The sequence below is a fragment of the Agrobacterium sp. CGMCC 11546 genome, from assembly GCF_013365515.1.
Classification (GTDB): Bacteria; Pseudomonadota; Alphaproteobacteria; order Rhizobiales; family Rhizobiaceae; genus Agrobacterium; species Agrobacterium fabrum.
The window spans coordinates 1,267,216-1,288,064 of sequence record NZ_CP047388.1 but is presented as its reverse complement, the minus strand read 5'-3'; the positions used below and the strand labels follow the sequence as shown (position 1 = coordinate 1,288,064).

21 protein-coding genes are annotated in these 20,849 nt (G+C 59.9%); 14 read left to right on the top strand and 7 right to left on the bottom strand.

All coding sequences use genetic code 11. The features are described 5' to 3' along the window. Positions 1-7: 7 nt before the first annotated feature. The 4 genes from GSF67_RS20535 to GSF67_RS20520 form a co-directional block, all read right to left on the bottom strand. Complete coding sequence (locus GSF67_RS20535; RefSeq protein ID WP_006315587.1) at positions 8-568, bottom strand: RNA 2'-phosphotransferase; 561 nt, start codon at positions 566-568, stop codon at positions 8-10. A 34-nt stretch (positions 569-602) separates the two neighbouring features. Then, positions 603-980: a hypothetical protein gene (locus GSF67_RS20530; protein WP_006315586.1), complete on the bottom strand. Its 378-nt coding sequence runs from the start codon at positions 978-980 to the stop codon at positions 603-605. Between the two features lie 125 nt (positions 981-1,105). Further along, positions 1,106-2,002, bottom strand: a complete 897-nt coding sequence (yghU, locus tag GSF67_RS20525) for a glutathione-dependent disulfide-bond oxidoreductase (protein ID WP_035216465.1) — start codon at positions 2,000-2,002, stop codon at positions 1,106-1,108. A 103-nt stretch (positions 2,003-2,105) separates the two neighbouring features. Beyond that, positions 2,106-3,638: an acyl-CoA carboxylase subunit beta gene (locus GSF67_RS20520; protein ID WP_006315584.1), complete on the bottom strand. Its 1,533-nt coding sequence runs from the start codon at positions 3,636-3,638 to the stop codon at positions 2,106-2,108. A 118-nt stretch (positions 3,639-3,756) separates the two neighbouring features. Here GSF67_RS20520 and GSF67_RS20515 point away from each other — a divergent pair, with 118 nt between their 5' ends. Continuing rightward, on the top strand, positions 3,757-5,175 hold the full coding sequence (locus tag GSF67_RS20515) for a short-chain fatty acyl-CoA regulator family protein (protein ID WP_006315583.1): 1,419 nt from the start codon (positions 3,757-3,759) through the stop codon (positions 5,173-5,175). Positions 5,176-5,184: 9 nt separating this feature from the next. Here GSF67_RS20515 and GSF67_RS20510 read toward each other — a convergent pair whose 3' ends face one another. Further along, positions 5,185-5,841 (bottom strand): DNA-3-methyladenine glycosylase, encoded by a 657-nt coding sequence (locus GSF67_RS20510; protein ID WP_006315582.1) that lies wholly within the window; start codon positions 5,839-5,841, stop codon positions 5,185-5,187. A 39-nt stretch (positions 5,842-5,880) separates the two neighbouring features. Between GSF67_RS20510 and gluQRS the strand changes: the two genes are divergently transcribed. Further along, a complete protein-coding gene (gene gluQRS, locus GSF67_RS20505) occupies positions 5,881-6,780 on the top strand; it encodes a tRNA glutamyl-Q(34) synthetase GluQRS (protein WP_006315581.1) in 900 nt (299 codons plus the stop codon). Here gluQRS and GSF67_RS20500 read toward each other — a convergent pair. Then, positions 6,748-7,665: a YihY/virulence factor BrkB family protein gene (locus GSF67_RS20500; RefSeq protein WP_035216462.1), complete on the bottom strand. Its 918-nt coding sequence runs from the start codon at positions 7,663-7,665 to the stop codon at positions 6,748-6,750. The genes gluQRS and GSF67_RS20500 overlap by 33 nt on opposite strands. 176 nt (positions 7,666-7,841) lie before the next feature. Here GSF67_RS20500 and GSF67_RS20495 point away from each other — a divergent pair, with 176 nt between their 5' ends. The 8 genes from GSF67_RS20495 (at position 7,842) to GSF67_RS20460 (ending at position 13,946) form a co-directional block, all read left to right on the top strand. Next, positions 7,842-8,675 carry an SDR family oxidoreductase gene (locus GSF67_RS20495; RefSeq protein WP_006315579.1) on the top strand — a complete coding sequence of 278 codons (834 nt, stop codon included), beginning with the start codon at positions 7,842-7,844 and terminating at the stop codon, positions 8,673-8,675. 17 nt (positions 8,676-8,692) lie between these two features. Then, entirely contained in the window at positions 8,693-8,890 is a 198-nt protein-coding gene (locus GSF67_RS20490) for a twin transmembrane helix small protein (protein ID WP_006315578.1), read from the top strand. 1 nt (position 8,891) lies between these two features. Continuing rightward, positions 8,892-9,470, top strand: a complete 579-nt coding sequence (locus GSF67_RS20485) for a cob(I)yrinic acid a,c-diamide adenosyltransferase (RefSeq protein ID WP_006315577.1) — start codon at positions 8,892-8,894, stop codon at positions 9,468-9,470. A 32-nt stretch (positions 9,471-9,502) separates the two neighbouring features. Further along, complete coding sequence (locus GSF67_RS20480; protein WP_006315576.1) at positions 9,503-10,276, top strand: rhomboid family intramembrane serine protease; 774 nt, start codon at positions 9,503-9,505, stop codon at positions 10,274-10,276. A 182-nt stretch (positions 10,277-10,458) separates the two neighbouring features. Then, complete coding sequence (locus tag GSF67_RS20475) at positions 10,459-11,205, top strand: electron transfer flavoprotein subunit beta/FixA family protein (protein WP_010973172.1); 747 nt, start codon at positions 10,459-10,461, stop codon at positions 11,203-11,205. A gap of 25 nt (positions 11,206-11,230) precedes the next feature. Beyond that, positions 11,231-12,160, top strand: a complete 930-nt coding sequence (locus GSF67_RS20470; protein WP_128822062.1) for an electron transfer flavoprotein subunit alpha/FixB family protein — start codon at positions 11,231-11,233, stop codon at positions 12,158-12,160. Positions 12,161-12,274: 114 nt separating this feature from the next. After that, on the top strand, positions 12,275-13,156 hold the full coding sequence (locus tag GSF67_RS20465; protein WP_006316158.1) for a 3-hydroxybutyryl-CoA dehydrogenase: 882 nt from the start codon (positions 12,275-12,277) through the stop codon (positions 13,154-13,156). Positions 13,157-13,289: 133 nt separating this feature from the next. Beyond that, positions 13,290-13,946, top strand: a complete 657-nt coding sequence (locus GSF67_RS20460) for a hypothetical protein (protein ID WP_176072077.1) — start codon at positions 13,290-13,292, stop codon at positions 13,944-13,946. A 22-nt stretch (positions 13,947-13,968) separates the two neighbouring features. Here GSF67_RS20460 and GSF67_RS20455 read toward each other — a convergent pair whose 3' ends face one another. Further along, positions 13,969-14,631 (bottom strand): TlpA disulfide reductase family protein, encoded by a 663-nt coding sequence (locus GSF67_RS20455; protein WP_006316156.1) that lies wholly within the window; start codon positions 14,629-14,631, stop codon positions 13,969-13,971. Positions 14,632-14,653: 22 nt separating this feature from the next. On the opposite strand from GSF67_RS20455, the gene argH reads away from it, so the two are divergent. The 4 genes from argH (at position 14,654) to GSF67_RS20435 (ending at position 20,500) form a co-directional block, all read left to right on the top strand. Next, complete coding sequence (argH, locus tag GSF67_RS20450; RefSeq protein WP_006316155.1) at positions 14,654-16,054, top strand: argininosuccinate lyase; 1,401 nt, start codon at positions 14,654-14,656, stop codon at positions 16,052-16,054. 94 nt (positions 16,055-16,148) lie between these two features. Beyond that, positions 16,149-16,352 carry a lipoprotein gene (locus GSF67_RS20445; protein ID WP_003509930.1) on the top strand — a complete coding sequence of 68 codons (204 nt, stop codon included), beginning with the start codon at positions 16,149-16,151 and terminating at the stop codon, positions 16,350-16,352. Positions 16,353-16,365: 13 nt separating this feature from the next. Further along, complete coding sequence (lysA, locus tag GSF67_RS20440) at positions 16,366-17,634, top strand: diaminopimelate decarboxylase (RefSeq protein WP_006316154.1); 1,269 nt, start codon at positions 16,366-16,368, stop codon at positions 17,632-17,634. A gap of 166 nt (positions 17,635-17,800) precedes the next feature. After that, complete coding sequence (locus GSF67_RS20435) at positions 17,801-20,500, top strand: TIGR02302 family protein (RefSeq protein ID WP_006316153.1); 2,700 nt, start codon at positions 17,801-17,803, stop codon at positions 20,498-20,500. The last annotated feature ends 349 nt before the right edge of the window (positions 20,501-20,849 follow it).

Here is a 20,849-nt window from a genome sequence, read left to right as displayed (position 1 = left end):
CACGCCGTCACCTGTCGTTTTCCGCTGAGGAATCCGCAGACACGGTCAGATACGAAAATGGCACGGCATCCGTCAGCCAAACGCCGTTATCGGCCAGGTAGAAACGGCAACCATCCGCAAACATCTGACCGGCATCGACAATCAGGACCACAGGCTTTCCATGCCGTTGCCCGACAGCAAGCGCGGTCGTCCGGTCAGCGGAAAGATGAACTTGTTGTCTTTCCCCCGGGCGCAGGCCTTCCCGCAGGATGGGTTCGAGGAAACGGGTCGCCGTACCGTGAAACAATTGCGGCGGCGGCTCGACTGGCGGCTGGCCAAGATCGACCTTCACCGAATGCCCCTGCGCGGCCCGGATGCGGCGACCATCTTCCGACAGCGTGAAGCGCTTCTTGTCACTTTCTGCGACGACTGCACGCAAGCCTGCCTCATCGAGCGGCGTGCCACTCGCATTGGCTTTTGCCAGCAGGTCTGCGACATCCGCCCAACCCTGAGAATCCAGGACAAGGCCAATACTTTCAGGCGCATGGCGCAGAACATAACTCAGGAACTTACTGGTCGCCGTCGACATCGAATTTCATTCCCCGCTGGTGGATGGCCACCCTTCAAATCTCGAAAAAATTCTCGAAGGATTCCGGGAAGTTCTGCCGGGCGACGCGCTCGTCGATGACAAGCATCGCCTGATAGGAAAGCGGATCGAAATTCTTTTCGGCCGCCACGACCTCACGGCCGAACAGCAGGCTTAAGCGGGCAGCGTCCAGATTGCCGCGCTCGAACGGTTCCGGACCGAAATGGTGCCAGAGCGAATGCAGGAAGGCGGCATCGATGCGATGTTCCTTGGAGTCGTCGCGTGCCCTGCGGGGTATCATCTTGACGGGCGTTACCCCTTTGGGGTTGGCCCGGCGGATGGTGAATTGGACGCCCGTGCTCGGCATGCCGGAGGGAAACCCCTTGTGTTTGGTCATTTCGGGCAGGTTCGCCATGTTTTATCCTTCGAAAAGTATTTCCAGTAAAAGCGGCTTCGCCTTTACCTGCGGAAAATGCGTCGTTCAAATGATTAGAGCGCTTCCATGGTCCCATGAAAACCAGAAGCGCTCTAGTCTTGTCGTTATGCCTTACCGATCTTGTCCTGTGTCTTCGTGTCGAAGTCAGAAGCATCATGGCGTTCATGCAATTGTTCGGATGGGTCGCCCGAGGTTTTGTTGACGATCACGCCACGCTTGACCGCCGGGCGTTCGCCGATTTCAAGCGTCCAGCGCATGAGGTTCTTATAGCCGTCTGCTTCCAGGAAAGCACCGGCATCGCCATAGGCCTGGCCGAGCGCGATCTTGCCATACCACGGCCAGACGGCCATGTCGGCGATCGTGTATTCGTCACCGGCCAGATAACGGTTGTCGGCGAGGTGCCGGTCCAGCACATCAAGCTGACGTTTGACTTCCATGGCGTAACGGTCGATCGCATATTTGATCTTGATCGGCGCATAGGCATAAAAATGGCCGAAACCGCCGCCGAGGAAGGGGGCGGAGCCCATCTGCCAGAACAGCCAGTTCAGCGCCTGCGTGCGGGCATTGCCCTCTTTCGGCAGGAAAGCGCCGAATTTTTCCGCGAGATAAACGAGGATCGAGCCGCTCTCGAAAACGCGCGTCGGCTCAGGCGTCGAATGATCCATCAGTGCCGGGATTTTGGAGTTCGGATTGACGCCGACGAAACCGGAGCCGAACTGGTCGCCTTCGCCGATCTTGATCAGCCACGCATCATAGTCTGCGCCCTTGTGGCCGGCGGCCAGCAATTCTTCCAGCATGATCGAGACCTTCTGGCCATTCGGCGTCGCCAGCGAATAAAGCTGCAGCGGGTGCTTGCCAACAGGCAGTTCCTTGTCATGGGTGGGACCGGCGATCGGGCGGTTGATATTGGCGAACTGACCGCCATTGCCCTTGTCCCAGGTCCAGACCTTGGGCGGTTCATATCCGGCGGGGAAATTATCGGCGGAGGAATTTTCGGCCATGAAAATGTGTCCTTGTTCGTTTCGGGAGGACATCCGGACATCCGGGCGCCTGAACATCAATATAGTAAGGTGGCCGAAGCATTTTTCCAGCCCCGCAGCGGGATCAGAGCGGAATAGTATCGTGTTTCTTCCAGCGGGTTTCGACACTCTTGTTACGCAGCGACGCGAACGCACGGGCGATGCGGCGACGCGAGGAATGCGGCATGATCACCTCATCGATGAAACCGCGCTCTGCCGCCACGAAAGGATTGGCGAAACGCTCCTCATATTCTTTTGTACGCGCAGCAATCTTCTCGGGATCGGCAAGCTCGGAACGATAAAGGATTTCCGCTGCCCCCTTCGCCCCCATGACGGCGATTTCCGCTGTTGGCCAGGCGTAATTGACATCCGCACCGATATGTTTCGAGGCCATCACGTCATAAGCACCGCCATAGGCCTTGCGGGTGATCAGCGTCACCATCGGCACCGTCGCTTCCGAATAGGCGAAGAGAAGTTTCGCGCCGTGCTTGATAACGCCGCCATATTCCTGCGCCGTTCCCGGCAGGAAACCCGGCACATCCACCAGCGTCAGCAGCGGAATGTTGAAGGCATCGCAGAAGCGCACGAAACGGGCGGCCTTGCGCGAACTGTCGATATCAAGGCAGCCGGCCAGCACCATCGGCTGGTTGGCGACGACACCCACCGTCTGGCCTTCGAGACGGATGAAGCCGGTGATAATGTTGCGGGCAAAAGCCTCCTGCAACTCGAAGAAATCACCCTCATCGGCCAGCGCGTGGATCAGTTCCTTCATGTCATAGGGCTTGTTGGAACTATCAGGGATCAGCGTGTCGAGCCGCGCTTCCAGCCGCGCCGGATCGTCATGAAACGGCCGGACCGGCGGATTTTCGCGATTGTTGAGCGGCAGGAAATCGAACAGCAGCCGCACATGTTCCAGCGTCTCGATGTCGTTTTCATAAGCGCCATCGGCAACCGAGGATTTTTTCGTATGGGTGGAGGCTCCGCCCAGCTCTTCCGCGGTGACGATTTCGTTGGTGACGGTCTTCACCACATCCGGCCCGGTCACGAACATGTAAGAGGTGTCGCGCACCATGAAGATGAAATCGGTCATGGCAGGCGAATAGACCGCACCACCGGCACAAGGCCCCATGATCACCGATATCTGCGGCACGACGCCGGAGGCGACAACATTGCGCTTGAAGACATCGGCATAACCGCCGAGCGAGGCGACCCCCTCCTGAATACGCGCGCCGCCGCTATCGTTGAGGCCGATTACCGGCGCGCCGTTGCGCACCGCCATATCCATGATCTTGCAGATTTTCTGGGCGTGGGTTTCTGATAGCGAACCGCCGAGCACCGTGAAATCCTGAGAAAACACATAGACCTGCCGGCCATTGATGGTACCCCAGCCGGTAACGACACCATCGCCCGCCACCTTTTGTTCCGCCATGCCGAAATCCACCGCCCGGTGGGTGACGTACATGTCGTATTCTTCAAAGGAGCCTTCATCCAATAGCACATCGATACGCTCGCGCGCCGTCAGCTTGCCCTTCGCATGCTGCGCCTCGATGCGCTTGACGCCACCGCCGAGCCGGGCCTCTTGTCGCCGCGTTTCCAACTGCTCCAGAATGCCGGGCATGTTTCCTCCATGCGTTTCCTCAAAATCAATAGCTTAGAAAACATTCACCTAGAAGCCTTGATCGTGCGCGTATGCGTGCCATAAATATTTGCAATATTTAATTTTGCAAAGTTGCAACATGGCGACGGAAAAACTCTTCATTGGCCGCAAGGTGCGTGGTCTGCGCGAAAACGCCCGCGCCACACAGGCGCAATTTGCCGAACGGCTGGGCATCTCGGCGAGCTATCTGAACCAGATCGAAAACAACCAGCGCCCGGTTTCGGCCAGCGTTCTTGTGACGCTGGTGGAAAAATTCCAGCTCGACATGGCGGAACTGGCGACCGGCGAAAACGACCGGCTGGTTTCCGCCGTGCGCGAGGCGCTGAAAGACCCGCTGTTTATGAATTACGAGCCGGGGCTTCAGGAATTGAAGCTGATCGCCCAGAACGCGCCGGGTTTTGCCCATGCGCTGCTGCGCGCCCATCAGGCTTACCGGCAAAACAGCGAGCAGCTGGTGCAGCTGGATGACCGTCTGGGCCGCGGAACCGCGCAAGTGGAAAGAACACCCTATGAGGAAGTGCGGGACTTCTTCCACTTCGTCGACAATTACGTCGCGGAGATCGATCTTCTGGCCGAGGAGCTGGCGCAGGAACTGGAGATCGAAGGCGGCGAGACCTACGGCATTCTCGCGGCGCATCTGCGCAGCCGCTACGGCATCCATATCACCCGCACCGAGGCCGCGGGTGGGCTGATCCGGCTTTTCGATCCCGCCGGCAAGACGCTCGCCCTCAGTTCCTACATGGCGGCGCCGACCCGCTGTTTTCAGCTTGCGTTGCAGATCGCCCAGCTTCATGCCGGCGCGACGGTGGACAGGGTGCTTGCCGGCGCCGGGTTCCGCAATGCGGAAGCGGCGGAAATCTGTCGTATCGGGCTGCACAATTATTTCGCCGCCGCCCTCATCCTGCCCTATGGCCAATTTCATCGGGCGGCTCAGGAACTGCGCCATGATCTCGAACTTCTGGCCGTAAGGTTCGGCGCGAGCCTCGAACAGGTGGCCCACCGGCTGAGCACGCTGCAACGCCCGGGCATGAAAGGCGTGCCGATCTTTTTCGCCAAGATCGACCGGGCCGGCAACATCACCAAACGCCACAGTGCCACACGGCTGCAATTTGCCCGTTTCGGCGCGGCCTGTCCGCTGTGGAATATCCATCAGGCTTTCGAAAGCTCCGACAGGATCGTGCGGCAGCTGGCGGAAACGCCCGACGGCGTGCGCTATCTTTCCATTGCCACCCAGATCGAGAAAGCCGGCGCCGGTTTCAATACGGAGAGACCGCGTTACGCCATCGCACTTGGCTGCGAAATTTCCCACGCGCAGAATTTCGTTTATGCGGATACGCTCGATCTCGGCAATGCCGCATCCTTCAAACCGATCGGCATATCCTGCCGGGTCTGCGAGAGGGTGGACTGCGTACAGCGCGCCGTGCCGCCGTTGAAACGGAAGCTGCATTTCGATCATCTGTCGCGCGGGGCATTGCCCTACCAGATCGCAGATTTTTAGGCAGCCCGCTCAGGGCAAAGGCACCATGGCGCGCCGCATGATATTGGCATAATAGCCCCAGAAAAGTCGGGCGGCGACGGAACGCCATGGCGACCAGAGCGTCGCCCGCTCCGCCAGCCATTTCGCGTCCGGCCTCACCTCCAGATCAAGCGCGTGCGCCACCGCCGATCTCAACGCCACATCCCCTACCGGAAAGATATCCGGGTGCCCGCCGCAGAACATCAGATAGACCTCCGCCGTCCATGGCCCGATACCACGAAGCGCCACCAGCTCGGAAAAGGCAGCACCCGCCTCCTTGCGCACCACGCCGTCAAGATCGACCTGCCCTTCCGTGACGGCCCGCGCCAGACCTTCCAGCGTCGTGGCCTTGGCACGCGAAAGCCCGAAGGTGGCGCGCAATTCCTCCGATGCGGCCAGATAATTTTCCGCCGTCACCTCGCCGCCGGTACCGGCAAGGATACGCGCCCATATGGCATTGGCGCTGGCGCGCGAGACCATCTGCGAGACGACGATATGGGCAAGGCCTGCAAAGCCGGGTTCGTGAATGCGCAATTCCAGCGGGCCTGCTTTTTCGATGACGGGGCTGAGCGCAGGATCGAGGCGGGCGAGATGGTCCAGCCCTTCGCTGATGTCATCCATCCCGGTGATGATTTTCATATCGGTCATTCCCTAGGCCGCCAGCCGGCTGGCGGGGCACTTTAAAACATGGCAGAAGAAACCATGCCTTCGCCTCTCCGTCAAAAACCGGTTTATCGTTTTGCACCAAGCCCGAATGGCCCGCTGCATCTCGGGCACGCGCTTTCCGCCTTCCTGAACCATGATATGGCGCAGGACAATGGCGGCCGCTTCCTGCTGCGCATTGAGGATATCGACCAGACCCGCTGCACACCGGAACTGGAGCAGGCGATCTATGATGATCTCGACTGGTTGGGTCTCGACTGGGAAAAACCGGTGCGTCGTCAATCAGACCATTTCGACGCCTACCGCGTGTCGCTGGACAGGTTGATCGACGCGGGCCTTGCCTATCCGGCTTTTCTCAGCCGGGGTGAAACAAAAACCATCGTCAGGGCCTTCGAGGCCGATGGCAGGCTCTGGCCTCACGATCCGGATGGCGCGCCGCTCTATCCATCCATGGACCGCGAAAGGCCCGACGCGGAACGGGCAGCGCTGCTTGCCTCCGGTCGGCAGCACGCCTGGCGTATCGACATGGAAAAGGCAATCCGCGCCGCCGGTAGCCCCCTGTTCTGGCAGGAGAGCGGCGATGGCGAGACGGGACGCATCGAGGCACTTCCCGGGCTCTGGGGCGATGTGGTGCTGTCGCGTTCCGACGCGCCTTCGAGCTATCATCTTTCCGTTGTGGTGGATGATGCACTGCAGGGCATCACCCATGTGGTGCGCGGCATGGATCTGTTCCACGCCACCGCCATTCACCGGCTGCTTCAGCATCTGCTGGACCTGCCGCAACCGACCTATCACCATCACCGGCTGCTCCTCGGTGCGGACGGCCGCAAACTTTCGAAAAGCGAAGGCAGCACCGGCCTTGCCGCCCTTCGTGCAGAAGGTATCGCGCCCTCAGATATCCGCCGGCTTGTCGGCCTCGTCTAGTGCCCGCTCGCGGCGCGCGCCATTGCTGCCGATATTGCGGCGGATGATCTGTCGGACCTTGTATTTCATCAGCGCCGCGTTCACCTCCGCGCCGAGCATGAAGATGACGCCGACCATATAAAGGAAGACCAGAACCACCATGACAGAGGCGAGACCCGCATAGGTGGCCGCATAATTGGCGAAGGTGGACAGATAATAGGCGAAGATCGCCGCACCGATGACCCAGAAGATCATCGTCAGCAGGATGCCGGGCCAGACATCCCAGATGCGGCGCTTGCCGGCGGGCAACCACAGATGCGCAGCCACCAGCCCCGCCGTCAGCACGACGATCGTGCCATAGAGGCCGAGGCTGGAGACGGTGTTCAGCAAATCCGTCAGCCACGGAAATCGCGCCTCGGCAAAGGAGGTGGCGACCGGTACGGCGACGAGCACGATGCTGATGCCGGTAAAAACCACCACGGCAATCAGCACGTAAAGCAAACTGAGCAGGCGGGTGACGTACCACCAGCGTGTCTCGGTGACACGATAGGCGCGGTTCAGCGAAATGCGCAGCGCCTCGACACCGTTGGAGGCGAAGTAAGCGGCGGCCAGCACCGAAATCGTCAGCAGCCCGCCGCGCGGAATGGTCAGCACCTGCTGCACCTGCGCCGCCAGCGGCCCCGCGATCGCCTCCGGCCATGTATCGAAAATCAGATGCACCGCCGTCTCGGAAAACTGGTCGGCCCCGAGAAAACCGGCGAGCGCTGTACCGAAGATCAGGAAGGGGAACAGCGCCAGCAGGATGGAGAGCGCCATATGGCTCGCCATCGCCCAGCCGTCATCCTCGGCGAAATGGGAATAGGCATCGAAGGCAACCTTGCCTGCCAGGCGCACTGCGGCAACCATGTCACCTCCATTCATCGGCATTTCATTTGTAACTTCGCCCCGAATATGGGAAGTCAGCTTCGCTTTGTACAGCGCGCAGGCCGGGCTTTCGGTTCCATTGCCGAAAAGGATTTCGCGCAATTTAATTTTGTAAACCTGGGCGCAACCTGGCGCAAAGACCATTGGCGGAGCGGAACATGTCTGAAAAACCGGTCATCATCATCACCGGATGTTCTTCCGGCATCGGCGCCTATTGCGCCGGCGCGCTTCAGCGGGACGGCTGGCGGGTTTTTGCCACCGTGCGGCGTATCGTCGACATGGCCGCGCTCGAAAATCAGGGCATCGAAACCCTGATCATGGATTACACCAAGCCGGAAACCATCGCCGCGCTGGTGGACACCGTTGCAGCCCGGACCGGCGGCCGCATTGATGCGCTCTTCAACAACGGCGCCTACGGCCAGCCGGGCGCGGTGGAAGACCTGCCTGTCGAAGCGCTGAGAGCCCAGTTCGAAACCAATGTCTTCGGCTGGCACGATCTGACACGGCGGGTCATTCCCTTCATGCGCAAGCGTGGTTCGGGCCGCATCGTGCATTGCTCCTCCATTCTCGGCCTCGTGCCCTATCGCTATCGCGGCGCCTATACGGCATCGAAATTCGCCATTGAGGGGCTGGGCGTCACACTGCGCATGGAGCTTCAGGGCAGCGGCATTCATGTGAGCCTGATCGAACCCGGTCCGATTACCTCGAAATTCACGGCAACGGCCCTTGCCCACGTCAAGGACAAGATTGATCTGGAAAATTCGGCCCATGCGGCGGAATATAAACGCCAGCTGGCGCGCATGGATGGTTCAGGCCCCGTCAACCGCCACAAGCTCGGCCCCGAGGCCGTTTATGCCGTACTGAAACATGCCCTGACCGCCGCCAGGCCGAAACCGCATTATCCCGTCACCGTTCCTGCCAAACAGGGGCTGTTACTGAAACGGCTCTTGCCTGCCGGACTGTTCTATCGTCTGCTGCGCAGATTCGATTGAGGAGGAGTAACCCCTAAATGTCCGGCTTCACCACTGTTCTGGCCCTTATCGCCATGGGCCTTGTCGTCATCGTGCTGATACGCGGCCTCTTCAACATGCTGAAGGGACAGGACGCCAACCGCTCCAACAAGCTGATGCAGCTGCGTCTGCTGTTGCAGGCCATCGCCATCGTGCTGATCATGCTGACGCTCTGGCTCACCGGCGGTGGCCGCTGACATGGTGAAGCTGAACAAGATCTACACCCGCACCGGCGACAAAGGCACGACGGCGCTGGTTTCCGGCCCACGCCGCCTGAAGCACGATCTTCGCGTCGAGGCCTATGGCACGGTCGACGAAACCAATTCGGCCATCGGCATCGCGCGGCTTCATACGAGCGGGCTGGAGACATTGGATGCCATGCTGTTCCGCATCCAGAACGATCTTTTCGATCTCGGCGCCGATCTCGCCACGCCTGATAATGGCGAGCCGCTTTCCTATGAGCCGTTGCGCATCGTTAAAAGCCAGGTCACGCGGCTGGAAAACGAAATCGACGAACTCAATGCCGCCCTTGAACCGCTCACCTCCTTCGTGCTGCCGGGCGGCAGCGCGGCAGCGGCCAATCTGCACATGGCGCGCACCATTTGCCGGCGAGCGGAGAGGTTGATGGTGGAACTTTCCGTCACTGACAACGAGATCGTCAGTCCGGCGGCCCTGAAATATGCCAATCGCCTGTCCGATTTCCTGTTCGTCGCCGCCCGCTTCGCCAATGACGAGGGGCGTGCCGACATATTGTGGGTTCCCGGCAAGAACCGCTAAAGCCTGTCCATGGCGCAAACGAAGGGCGTTCGATGTTCATACCGCTGCACGATGCGAATTCCCTCAAACATATCCGGCTGCAATATGTGACCATCGGCCTGATCGTGATCAATGTGCTGGTCTGGCTGTTTACCGGCGTGCTTGCCAGCGACGTGCAAGCCAACGCCGCAGCGCTCGGCCTCGGTTTCATCCCTGCCGTGGTATTCGATTACGCCTATCTGGAACCGGCCCTGCAGGTGGTGCCTGATGATCTCACCGTTGTCACCTATGCGTTCCTACATCTCGATTTCTGGCATCTTGCCGGCAACATGCTGTTTCTCTGGGTCTTCGGCGACAATGTCGAGGATGCGCTCGGCCATTTCCGGTTCCTGATCTTCTACCTCGTCTGCGCGATTGCCGGCGCCCTGTTTCACGGCTTTGTCGCCCCCACCTCCGAAGGACCGCTGATCGGTGCATCGGGTGCGGTCTCCGGTGTGGTTGCGGCCTATTTTCTGCTGCATCCAAGGGTACGTGTCTGGGTGCTGGTCCTGATGCGCATTCCACTTCCCCTGCCCGCCTTCATCCCGCTGGCGCTGTGGATCGGTCAGCAGTTCCTGATGCTGGCGCTGGGGCTGGAGGAAAACGTTTCCTGGGGGGCGCATGTGGGTGGCATTCTGGCGGGCGCGATCATGGTGATTTTCATGCGCAGGCCGGGTGTTCCCCTGTTTGACCGCACCATTGTTGCGCCGAGGGCGGCGCAGTTCAAGAATACGTCGCAAACGGCAGGGTTGTCGCAAATCGAACGGGGCTATGACGGGGGTAGATGAGACCTCTCGTCAGAGATACAGTATTTACGTTAACGTCAACGTAAGATATGCCTTACGTGCATGTGATAATGAAGATTGCTCCGTTGTATTTGCGGGAAAAATGCTTATCCATGTCGCCACCTGTTTTTGGAGGTCCGCGCGGTTTACCCGCCCCGCGGACAGGAGTTTGAGGAAAGCCGCCGATGAAAATCCTTGTCCCCGTTAAACGAGTCGTCGACTACAACGTGAAAATCCGCGTGAAGTCGGATGGTTCTGGCGTTGAGCTTGCCAATGTGAAGATGTCGATGAACCCGTTCGACGAAATCTCGGTGGAAGAGGCCCTTCGCCTGAAGGAAGCCGGCAAAGCCGAAGAGGTCGTGGTCGTCTCCATCGGCCCGGCCAAGGCGGAAGAAACGCTGCGCACCGCGCTTGCCATGGGCGCCGACCGCGCCATCCTGATCGAGACCGACGAAACCGTCGAGCCGCTCGCCGTCGCCAAGCTCCTGAAGGGCGTGGCCGAGGCTGAGCAGCCCGGTCTCGTCATCGTCGGCAAGCAGGCGATCGATGACGATTCGAACCAGACCGGCCAGATGCTGGCAGCCCTGCTCGGCTGGGGCCAGGGCACGTTTGCCTCCAAGGTCGTGCCTGCTGACGGCAAGGTCGCAGTTACCCGTGAAGTCGATGGCGGTCTGCAGACTGTCGAGCTGAAACTGCCAGCCGTCGTCACCACCGATCTTCGTCTGAACGAGCCGCGTTACGCCTCGCTGCCGAACATCATGAAGGCAAAAAAGAAGCCGCTCGACAAAAAGGCTCCGGCCGATTTCGGCGTCGATGTTTCGCCACGCCTGAAGGTGCTGAAGACCGAGGAGCCCGCGGGCCGCAAGGCCGGCATCAAGGTCGGCTCGGTTGCCGAACTGGTCGAAAAGCTCAAAGCCGACGGCGTCCTCTAAGGTTTCGGAAAAGGGAGATATTTTTATGGCCATTCTTCTTCTGGCAGAACACGACAACGCAACCCTTTCCGACCTGACGGCAAAGACGCTGACGGCGGCAACGCAGATCGGCGGCGACGTGCATGTGCTGGTCGCCGGTTCTGGCGCGAAAGCTGCCGCCGACGCGGCCGCGAAGCTGACGGGCGTCTCCAAGGTGCTGCTCGCCGACGACGCCTCCTATGCCAACGCGCTTGCCGAGCCGCTGGCGGCGCTGGTCGTTTCGCTCAGCCCCTCCTATGACGTCATCATCGCCCCCGCGACGGCATCCGCCAAGAACGTGCTGCCGCGTGTGGCAGCGCTTCTCGACGTGGCGCAGGTCTCGGAAATCATCGAGGTCGTATCGCCTGATACCTTCAAACGGCCGATCTATGCCGGCAACGCCATCCAGACGGTGCAGGCAAGCGACGCCAAGAAGGTCATCACCGTGCGTCCGACCGCCTTTGCAGCCGCCGCCGAAGGTGGTTCGGCATCGGTCGAGACAATCGCTACTGCTGAAAATCCCGGTGTCTCCAGCTTCGTTTCTGACGCGCTGGCTTCTTCCGATCGTCCGGAACTGACCTCTTCGAAGATCATCATCTCCGGTGGCCGCGCGCTTGGCTCGTCGGAAAAGTTCAAGGAAGTCATCCTCCCCGTCGCCGACAAGCTCGGTGCCGCCGTTGGTGCCAGCCGCGCGGCCGTCGATGCCGGTTACGCGCCGAACGACTGGCAGGTGGGCCAGACCGGCAAAGTGGTTGCGCCGCAGCTTTACATCGCTGCCGGCATTTCGGGCGCCATCCAGCATCTGGCCGGCATGAAGGATTCGAAGGTCATCGTCGCCATCAACAAGGATGAAGAAGCGCCGATTTTCCAGGTTGCCGATTACGGTCTCGTCGCAGACCTGTTCGAGGCCCTGCCGGAACTTCAAAAAGCCCTTTGATTTTAAATACATGATGAAGGCGGCGCGTTTTTTGAACGCGCCGCCTTCTCTTTTTCGGCGATATGCGTAACATCGCCAGCGAATTTGCAGATGCATCACATGGGAGAACCGCATATGACCGCCCCCTTTAAAAACATCGGTGTCATCGGAGCCGGTCAGATGGGATGTGGCATTGCGCATGTTTCCGCCATTGCCGGCTACCGGGTCCACATCTACGATCTTTCGAAAGAAGGCATCGAGGCCGGCCTTGCCACGATCAACGGCAATCTCGCCCGCCAGGTGACCAACAACAAGCTTTCCGATGACGCCCGCAAGCAGGCGCTGGCGCTCATCAGCGGATCGACCGACGTCAATGATCTGGCGCCGATGGATATCGTCATCGAGGCAGCCACGGAAAACGAAGAGATCAAGCGCAAGATTTATGCGCAGGTCTGCCCGGTCTTGAAACCCGAGGCGCTGCTCGCCACCAATACGTCTTCACTTTCCATCACCCGGCTTGCTTCCGCCACTGACCGCCCCGAACAGTTCATGGGCATCCATTTCATGAACCCGGTGCCCGTCATGAAACTGGTCGAGCTGGTGCGCGGCATCGCCACCAACGAAAAAACCTTCGACGCGGCGAAAGCCTATGTGCGGACGCTTGAAAAGGCGATCACCGTCGCCGAGGATTTCCCGGCCTTCATCGTCAACCGCATCCTGCTGCCGATGATCAACGAGGCGATCTACACGCTGTATGAGGGCGTCGGTTCGGTGGAAGCCATCGATACCGCCATGCGGCTCGGCGCGAACCACCCGATGGGTCCGCTGCAACTTGCCGATTTCATCGGTCTCGATACCTGTTTGTCGATCATGCAGGTGCTGCATGACGGTCTCTCCGACAGCAAGTACCGCCCCTGCCCGCTACTGGTCAAATATGTCGAGGCCGGCTGGCTAGGCCGCAAATCCGGTCGCGGCTTCTACGACTATCGGGGCGAGACGCCGGTTCCGACACGGTAAATCCTTGACTGTACTCCGTTGTCGCAACGCGCATAGCAGTTGGGTGACAATGCAATCTATGCGATTATCAGATAAGTAGACGCGCAATGCGCGCGCACCCAAGATCATGACTGTGATTCTTTTGGGGGCTTATATGAAAATTTATATTGCAATGTCTGCTGTCGCCATTCTCGCAAGCGGCTGCGTTTCAGAAAATCCGCGGGAAATTGTCAGAAGGGCAGGTTATCTCACGACAGTACCGCCCAGCACCAATTACGGCCCGGGCAACATCGTCTGGAAAAGAACTAATCGATATAATGACAAAGACGACATCTCGCTTGGTTACATCTGCTCCCCGGAATACGTGACGTTTCCCGGCAGCCCTGAAAAAGGGATGGGCGAAATCAACGATTTCGGGCGGAAGAAGGATTTTTCCTTCAACGCAGACAACCTGCAAAAACTCGGATTTTCAACCAGCGCACAATATGTGAGCAACCTGACAATCAAGTTCAGCAATATCGAATATCTCGAATATGGCCTCGACAAACTCGAAGCCATAGAAAAGAGCCTAGGGCCGAAGTGCCGAAATGTCCTGTGCAAACAGCGCCAGAAGCAAAATGCACATATCGTGCGTTCTGCGTTCAAGGCCGATCTAGACTACGCCATCACATACAAAGCATCGGCCAGCGCCTCCATCAAAGCCACAATATTGAAGGAAATTGAAGCCGGCTTCGGTATTACGCTGGGGGGCAATCAGGGGCGTGTCGGCCGAGGTCTCTATTACGGCGTGTCGGTTGACCCATTATATTGAGTTCGAGAAATCCTATCGGCAGTCATCTGACTGCCGATATCAACGCCTTCGCATCTTCGCTGTCCCAGGCGGCCGGCCCGTTCATGGCGCCCAGCAGGCAGCCGTTTTCATCCAGCAGCAGGGTGGCCGGCAGGCCGAAAGCGAGGCCTTCCTTTTTCAGGACGTTGAAGACGCCCATGGAACTGTCGCGGTAATGCTTCAGCGCGTCGATCTTGTATTCATCCATGAAGGCTTTCGGCTTTTCATCCGCGCCGACATCGATATTGACGGCCACAACCTCGAACTTGTCACCGCCCTTTTCCTTCTCCAGCGCGTTCAGAGCCGGCATTTCTTCCCGGCAGGGTACACACCATGTGGCCCAGAGATTGAGAAGAACCGCCTTGCCCTTGAGATCGGCAAGCGTCATGTCCTTGGCCTCGGGCCCCTCGAAGGACAGCGGGATGACACGCGGCTTGTCCGCCGCCGACATGGCAGCCACCTGCCCCTTCAGAAACGGCTTCAGCGAGGCGATGCGGTTTGCAGCACCCTCACATAAACCGCCCTCTGCCACCGCAGCCCCTTGAACCGGGCTCTCAGACCCAATATGCCTGAACCCGACCGCGCCAGCACCGGCGAGCACACCGGCAACGGCAGCAATTGCAACCAACTTGGCGGAAGGAAGCCTGAACGGCGTTTTTTCTGTCATCGAATACTCCAGGGCACTAAACATGGCTGACGGCACAGATCAGAAATCCTCCAACCAGATGTGGGGCGGACGTTTTGCTTCCGGGCCATCAGCCATCATGGAAGAGATAAATGCCTCCATCGGCTTCGACAAGAAGCTTTATGCCCAGGACATCCGCGGCTCTATAGCGCACGCCACCATGCTGGCGGAAAAAGGCATTATTTCGCAGGAAGATAAAGAGAAGATCGTTCACGGCCTGAACACGATCCTGTCAGAGATCGAAGCCGGCACCTTCGAATTCTCGCGCAAGCTCGAAGATATTCACATGAACATCGAGGCGCGCCTTGCAACCCTCATCGGTACGGCGGCCGGCCGCCTGCACACCGCGCGCTCGCGCAACGACCAGGTGGCGCTCGATTTCCGCCTGTGGGTTAAGGAAGAATTGCAGAAGACCGAGGGCATGTTGACAGCCCTCATCGCCGCCTTCCTCGACCGCGCCGAGGAAAATGCCGATACCGTGATGCCCGGCTTCACCCATCTGCAGACGGCGCAGCCCGTCACCTTCGGCCACCATTGCATGGCCTATGTGGAAATGTTCGGCCGTGACCGTGCCCGTGTGCGGCACGCCATCGAGCATCTGGACGAAAGCCCGATCGGCGCAGCCGCGCTGGCCGGCACCGGCTACCCCATCGACCGCCATATGACAGCCAAGGCGCTCGGTTTCCGCGAGCCGACCCGCAACTCTATCGACACCGTCTCCGACCGCGATTTCGCGCTGGAATTCCTGTCGATCGCTTCGATCTGCGCCACGCATCTGTCGCGTCTCGCCGAAGAAATCGTCATCTGGTCGACGCCGCAATTCGGTTTCATCCGCCTCTCGGATGCCTTTTCCACCGGCTCTTCGATTATGCCGCAGAAAAAGAACCCTGACGCCGCCGAACTGGTGCGCGCCAAGACTGGTCGCATCAACGGCTCGCTGGTGGCGCTGCTGACTGTCATGAAGGGCCTGCCGCTCGCCTATTCCAAGGACATGCAGGAAGACAAGGAACAGGTTTTCGACTCCGCCGAAAGCCTGGAATTGGCGATTGCCGCCATGACCGGCATGATACGCGACCTCGAGGTGCGCAAGGACCGTATGCGTGCGGCCGCCGGTTCGGGTTATTCCACAGCCACCGATCTCGCCGACTGGCTGGTGCGCGAGGCGGGCCTGCCGTTCCGCGATGCCCACCATGTGACCGGCAATGCCGTGGCGCTGGCGGAGAAAAAGGGCTGCGATCTGGCCGATCTTTCGCTGGAGGAATTGCAGGCCATCCACCCCGACATCACCAACGGTATTTTCGACGTTCTCTCGGTCGAGGCATCGGTCGCCAGCCGCACAAGCTTTGGCGGCACCGCTCCTTCGGAAGTCAGGAAGCAGATCGCCTGGTGGCGTGGACGCAACTGATAAATTCACGTTACGCTGCGATCACAAGAAACAGGGTGCACAAGCGCCCTGTTTTTCGTTATCAGAGAGGCACATATTTCCTTTGGACAGGCTCATGCTTTCAAAAACCGCGCGCAAACTCATCGTTCCCATCGGCATGACGCTCGCCGTCAGCCTTGCTCTCAGTGCCTGCGGGCGTAAGGGCGACATCGACCCGCCGAGCACGCCGGTCGAAATGCGCAACAAACGCGCCGCCGATGGCAGCGAGCCGAAGCCGGCGACAGCGGAACGGCCGTTCATCCTCGACAAGCTTCTCTGACGGGTAAAAAGCCGTGAACCATTTTGGCTATATCGACGGCGTGCTGCACGCCGAAAACGTGCCCGTGCCCGAGATCGCCAAGGCGGTCGGCACGCCCTTCTACGTCTATTCCACAGCAACGCTGGAGCGCCACTACAAGGTGTTCTCAGGCGCTTTCGCGGATGTGGACGCCATGGTCTGTTACGCCATGAAGGCCAATTCCAACCAGGCGGTGCTGAAGACGCTGGCGAAACTCGGTGCCGGCATCGACGTGGTCTCCGGCGGCGAATTGCGCCGTGCACTGGCTGCCGGCGTGCCCGCAAGCCGCATCATGTTCTCCGGTGTCGGCAAGACCGTGGCGGAAATGGATTACGCGCTGGAAGCCGGCATCTATTGCTTCAACATCGAATCCGAACCGGAACTGGAAGTCCTCAACCTGCGCGCCGTCAAGGCCGGCAAGCGGGCGCATGTCTCCTTCCGCATCAATCCGGATGTGGATGCGCGCACCCACGCCAAGATTTCCACCGGAAAAAAAGAAAACAAGTTCGGCATTTCCTATGAGCGGGCGCGTGCGGTCTATGCCCATGCCGCCACCCTGCCCGGCATCGAAGTCACCGGCATCGACATGCATATCGGCAGCCAGATCACCGAATTGCAGCCTTTCGAAGATGCCTTCCGGCTGCTGCGCGAACTGGTGGAAGTGCTGCGTACCGATGGCCATGCGATCAGCCACGTCGATATTGGCGGCGGCCTCGGCATTCCCTACCGCGACGACAACAATCCGCCGCCGCTGCCGGATGCCTATGCTCATATCGTCAAGAACGAGCTGAAGAGCCTCAACTGCAAGATCGTCACCGAGCCCGGCCGCCTGATTGTCGGCAATGCCGGCATTCTGGTGACGGAAGTGATCTATGTGAAAGATGGCGGCGACAAAACCTTCGTGATCGTCGATGGCGCCATGAACGACCTTATTCGCCCGACGCTCTACGAAGCCTATCACGGCATCCGCCCGGTGGTGCAGCCTTCAGAGAACGCGCCGCGCATCAAGGCCGATATCGTTGGTCCGGTCTGCGAAACCGGCGATTATCTGGCGCTCGACCGCGAGATGGCGGCACCGCAGCCGGGTGATCTCATCGCCGTCAGTTCAGCCGGCGCCTATGGCGCGGTGCAGGCCGGCACCTATAATTCGCGTCTGCTGGTGCCGGAAGTGCTCGTCAAGGGCGACAGGTTCCACGTCATCCGCCCGCGCGGTACCTATGAGGAACTGATCGCCCTCGATTCCGTGCCCGCCTGGCTCGATTGACGCTGCGCAATCGATCACAATCAAGCGAAGCTGCCTAAAAAATGGGGGTGAGGGCCTAGGTGCCCTCGTCTTCGCCACAAACAATGTTATCCTTGCCCCTGTGATATGAACAGCTCGCCGTTCCGGGAATGGCGTTCGACGTGGCCAGAACCGGGAGAACGGATTGATGACCACAGCCGGTAAGGACAGCACAGGCAGAAAGCGCCCGACCGGCGCATTCGCGCAGCGGCCGGACCTTGCCCGGCGGGTTGCGGCCAAGCGGTTCTTCGCGAAAATCGTGCTGCTCTCGGAGAAGATCACGCCGAAAACGCTCTGGCCTCTCTCCATCGCCGCCGTATTTCTGGTACTGTCATGGTTTGGCCTTTACCGGCATATGCCGGATTTCCTGCGGCTCGGCATCGTTTTCGTTCTGATTTTCAGTTTCATCGCCACGCTTTTGCCGATCCTGCGGCTGAAATGGCCGACGGATCATGAGGCCTCGCGTCTTCTTGAAGATCGCAACGGCCTGGCGCACCAGCCGGTCGGTGTGCAGGAAGACGAACCCGCTTTCGACACGCCGTTTTCCCGCGCCCTCTGGAAAGAACACCAGATCCGCATGGCGGAGCGCATTGCCGCGCTCAATGCCGGCCTGCCGAAACCCGATATCGCCCGTTATGACCGTCTGGCGCTGCGCGCCATTCCGGCACTGCTTCTGGTCACCGCTTTCGGTTTTTCCTATTCGAACGGCGCGGGCACGGTTGCCGATGCTTTCCGCAGCCGACCGGCCGTCGGTCCGCTCAACCCAGATATCCGTCTCGATGCGTGGGTCACCCCGCCCGCCTATACCGGCCGCGCGCCGATTTTCCTTACCGGACGTGACGCGACAAACCGTGACGCGGTTTCCGTGCCGCAATCCTCCAAGCTGACGATCCGCATGACCGGTGGCGATGGCGGTGAGGAAGTGACCTTCGAGCCGGAAATGGCTGGCGCATTGCAGAAGCTTGCGCCCGAAGCCGCGCGCGCCGACAGCGCCAGCGGCGATGTCGCTGTCCAGACGCCACCCCGCTCAGCGGATCAGCCCGTCGCGCCGCGCACCTTCGCCATGGATGTTACCGAAAGCGGCATGATCACCGCCAATGGTGAACAATGGCTATTCAACGTCATTCCTGACCAGCCGCCCAGCATCGCCTTCGACAACATGCCGCGCCGCGCCGTTAACGGCGCGCTGGAAATCGGCTTCACTGCCAAGGACGATTATGGCCTGAAGGAAGCGCATGCCATCATCGAACCCATCGGCGTGGCGGAAGGCGCGACAGCACTTTACCCGCCGCCGGAATTCAAGCTCGATCTGCCGCGTCAGAGCAATCGCGAGATCAAGGGCCTGACCAGCCGTAACCTGACCGAACATCCGATGGCGGGAAAACGCGTGCGCATCACGCTGGTGGCGACTGATGGCGCCGGCCAGACCGGCCGCAGCCCCGCGCATGAAATGGTGCTGCCGGGCCGCAACTTCTCCGAACCGCTGGCGGCTGCGATCGCCGAGCAACGGCAAATCTTCTCGCTCGACACACGCCAGATGCCGAAGGCGATCGCCTATAATGAGGCGGTGGGCCTGCGCCCGGAAGAGACCATTCCCAACACTACGCATTATCTCCTGCTGCAATCGGCGCAGACGCGGATGCGTCTCGCTTATAATGATGAGATGCTGAAGGACACGGCCGATTATCTCTGGGAAATCGCGCTCGGCATTGAAGATGGCGACCTTTCGCAGGCCGAAAGACGCCTTCGCGATGCGCAGACCGCGCTTTCCGAGGCACTGCAGCGCAATGCTTCCGATGAGGAAGTTGCCAAGCTGATGCAGGAGCTGCGCGAAGCGATGCAACAGTTCATGAGCGAGCTGGCGCAGCGCATGCAGAACGCGCCGCAGGCCAACATGAACAATCAGGCCCAGAACGTGCTGCGCCAGCGCGATCTGGAAAACATGATGAACCAGATCGAGAACCTTGCCCGTTCCGGCAATCGTGACGCGGCGCAGGAAATGCTCTCGCAGCTACAGCGCATGATGAACAATCTGCAGGCTGGCCGCCCGCAGCGGCAAGGCCAGCAGGGACAGCAACAGAGCAGCAAGATGCGCCAGCAGATCGACAAGCTGGGCGAAATTCTTCAGCAGCAGCAGAAGTTGATGGACGAGACTTTCAAGCTCGATCAGGCGTTGCGCGACCGCATGCAGCGCGGCGACCCGCAGCAGGGCGGCGAAAACGAAGACGACCAGCAGATGGGCGAAAACGGCCAGCAGCCGCAGCAGGGCCAGCAAGGCGAACAGGGTCAAAATGGTCAGCAGGGCGGACAACAGCCGAGCGACCAGATGACCGCTGAACAGCTACGCGAGGCATTGAAAAACCTGCGGGCACAGCAGGATGCTCTTGGCAAGCAACTCGGTGAGTTGCAGCAGGGCCTACGCGATCTCGGCATGGAACCGGGCGAAAACTTCGGCAAGGCGCAGCAGGAAATGCAGGGCGCCGGCGAAGCGCTGGGCAAGGGTCAGGGCGAACAGGCGGTTGAAGGCCAGGGCAACGCGCTGAACGCGCTGCGACAGGGCGCACAGGACATGATGGGCCAGATCATGCAGGCGATGCGCCAGCAGGGCCAGCAGCCTGGGCAAGGTCAGGAAGGCATGGCCGGTCAGGGCGGGCAAAACGGCCGTGACCCACTCGGCCGGCCGCGCAGTACCACCGGTCCGGATTTCGGCGATCCGGTGAAGGTGCCTGACGAGATCGACGTGCAGCGCGCCCGTGAAATTCTCGACGCTATCAGGGAAAAGCTCGGCAACAATCCGCCGGGTGAAGTAGAACGGCGTTATCTGGAACGGTTGCTGGATATACGGTGAGGATTGGAAAGATTTCTACTGAAGGGTAACCATCCCCTCGGCGTCATCCTCGGCCTTGTGCCACTGCTGTCCGGTTTAAATTTCCGGGCAGGTCGCAGTCCCTTGAAGTCGGTGATGAAGGGTGAACATTCACTCAACGTCATCCTCGGCCTTGTGCCGAGGATCTAACCACGTCGAATAAAATCAATACGTTGGCAGATCCTCGGGACAGGTCCGAGGATTGTTTGTTGCTTTCCGGGTATTGTCGGTGCGGGACTGCGGGCCCTTCACAGCCCGCAGTCCCGGCGGCGGGCGACCGTCCAAGGATCGGGATCACGCCCGACGTCATCAAGGTTCCCTGCCGCCTTTG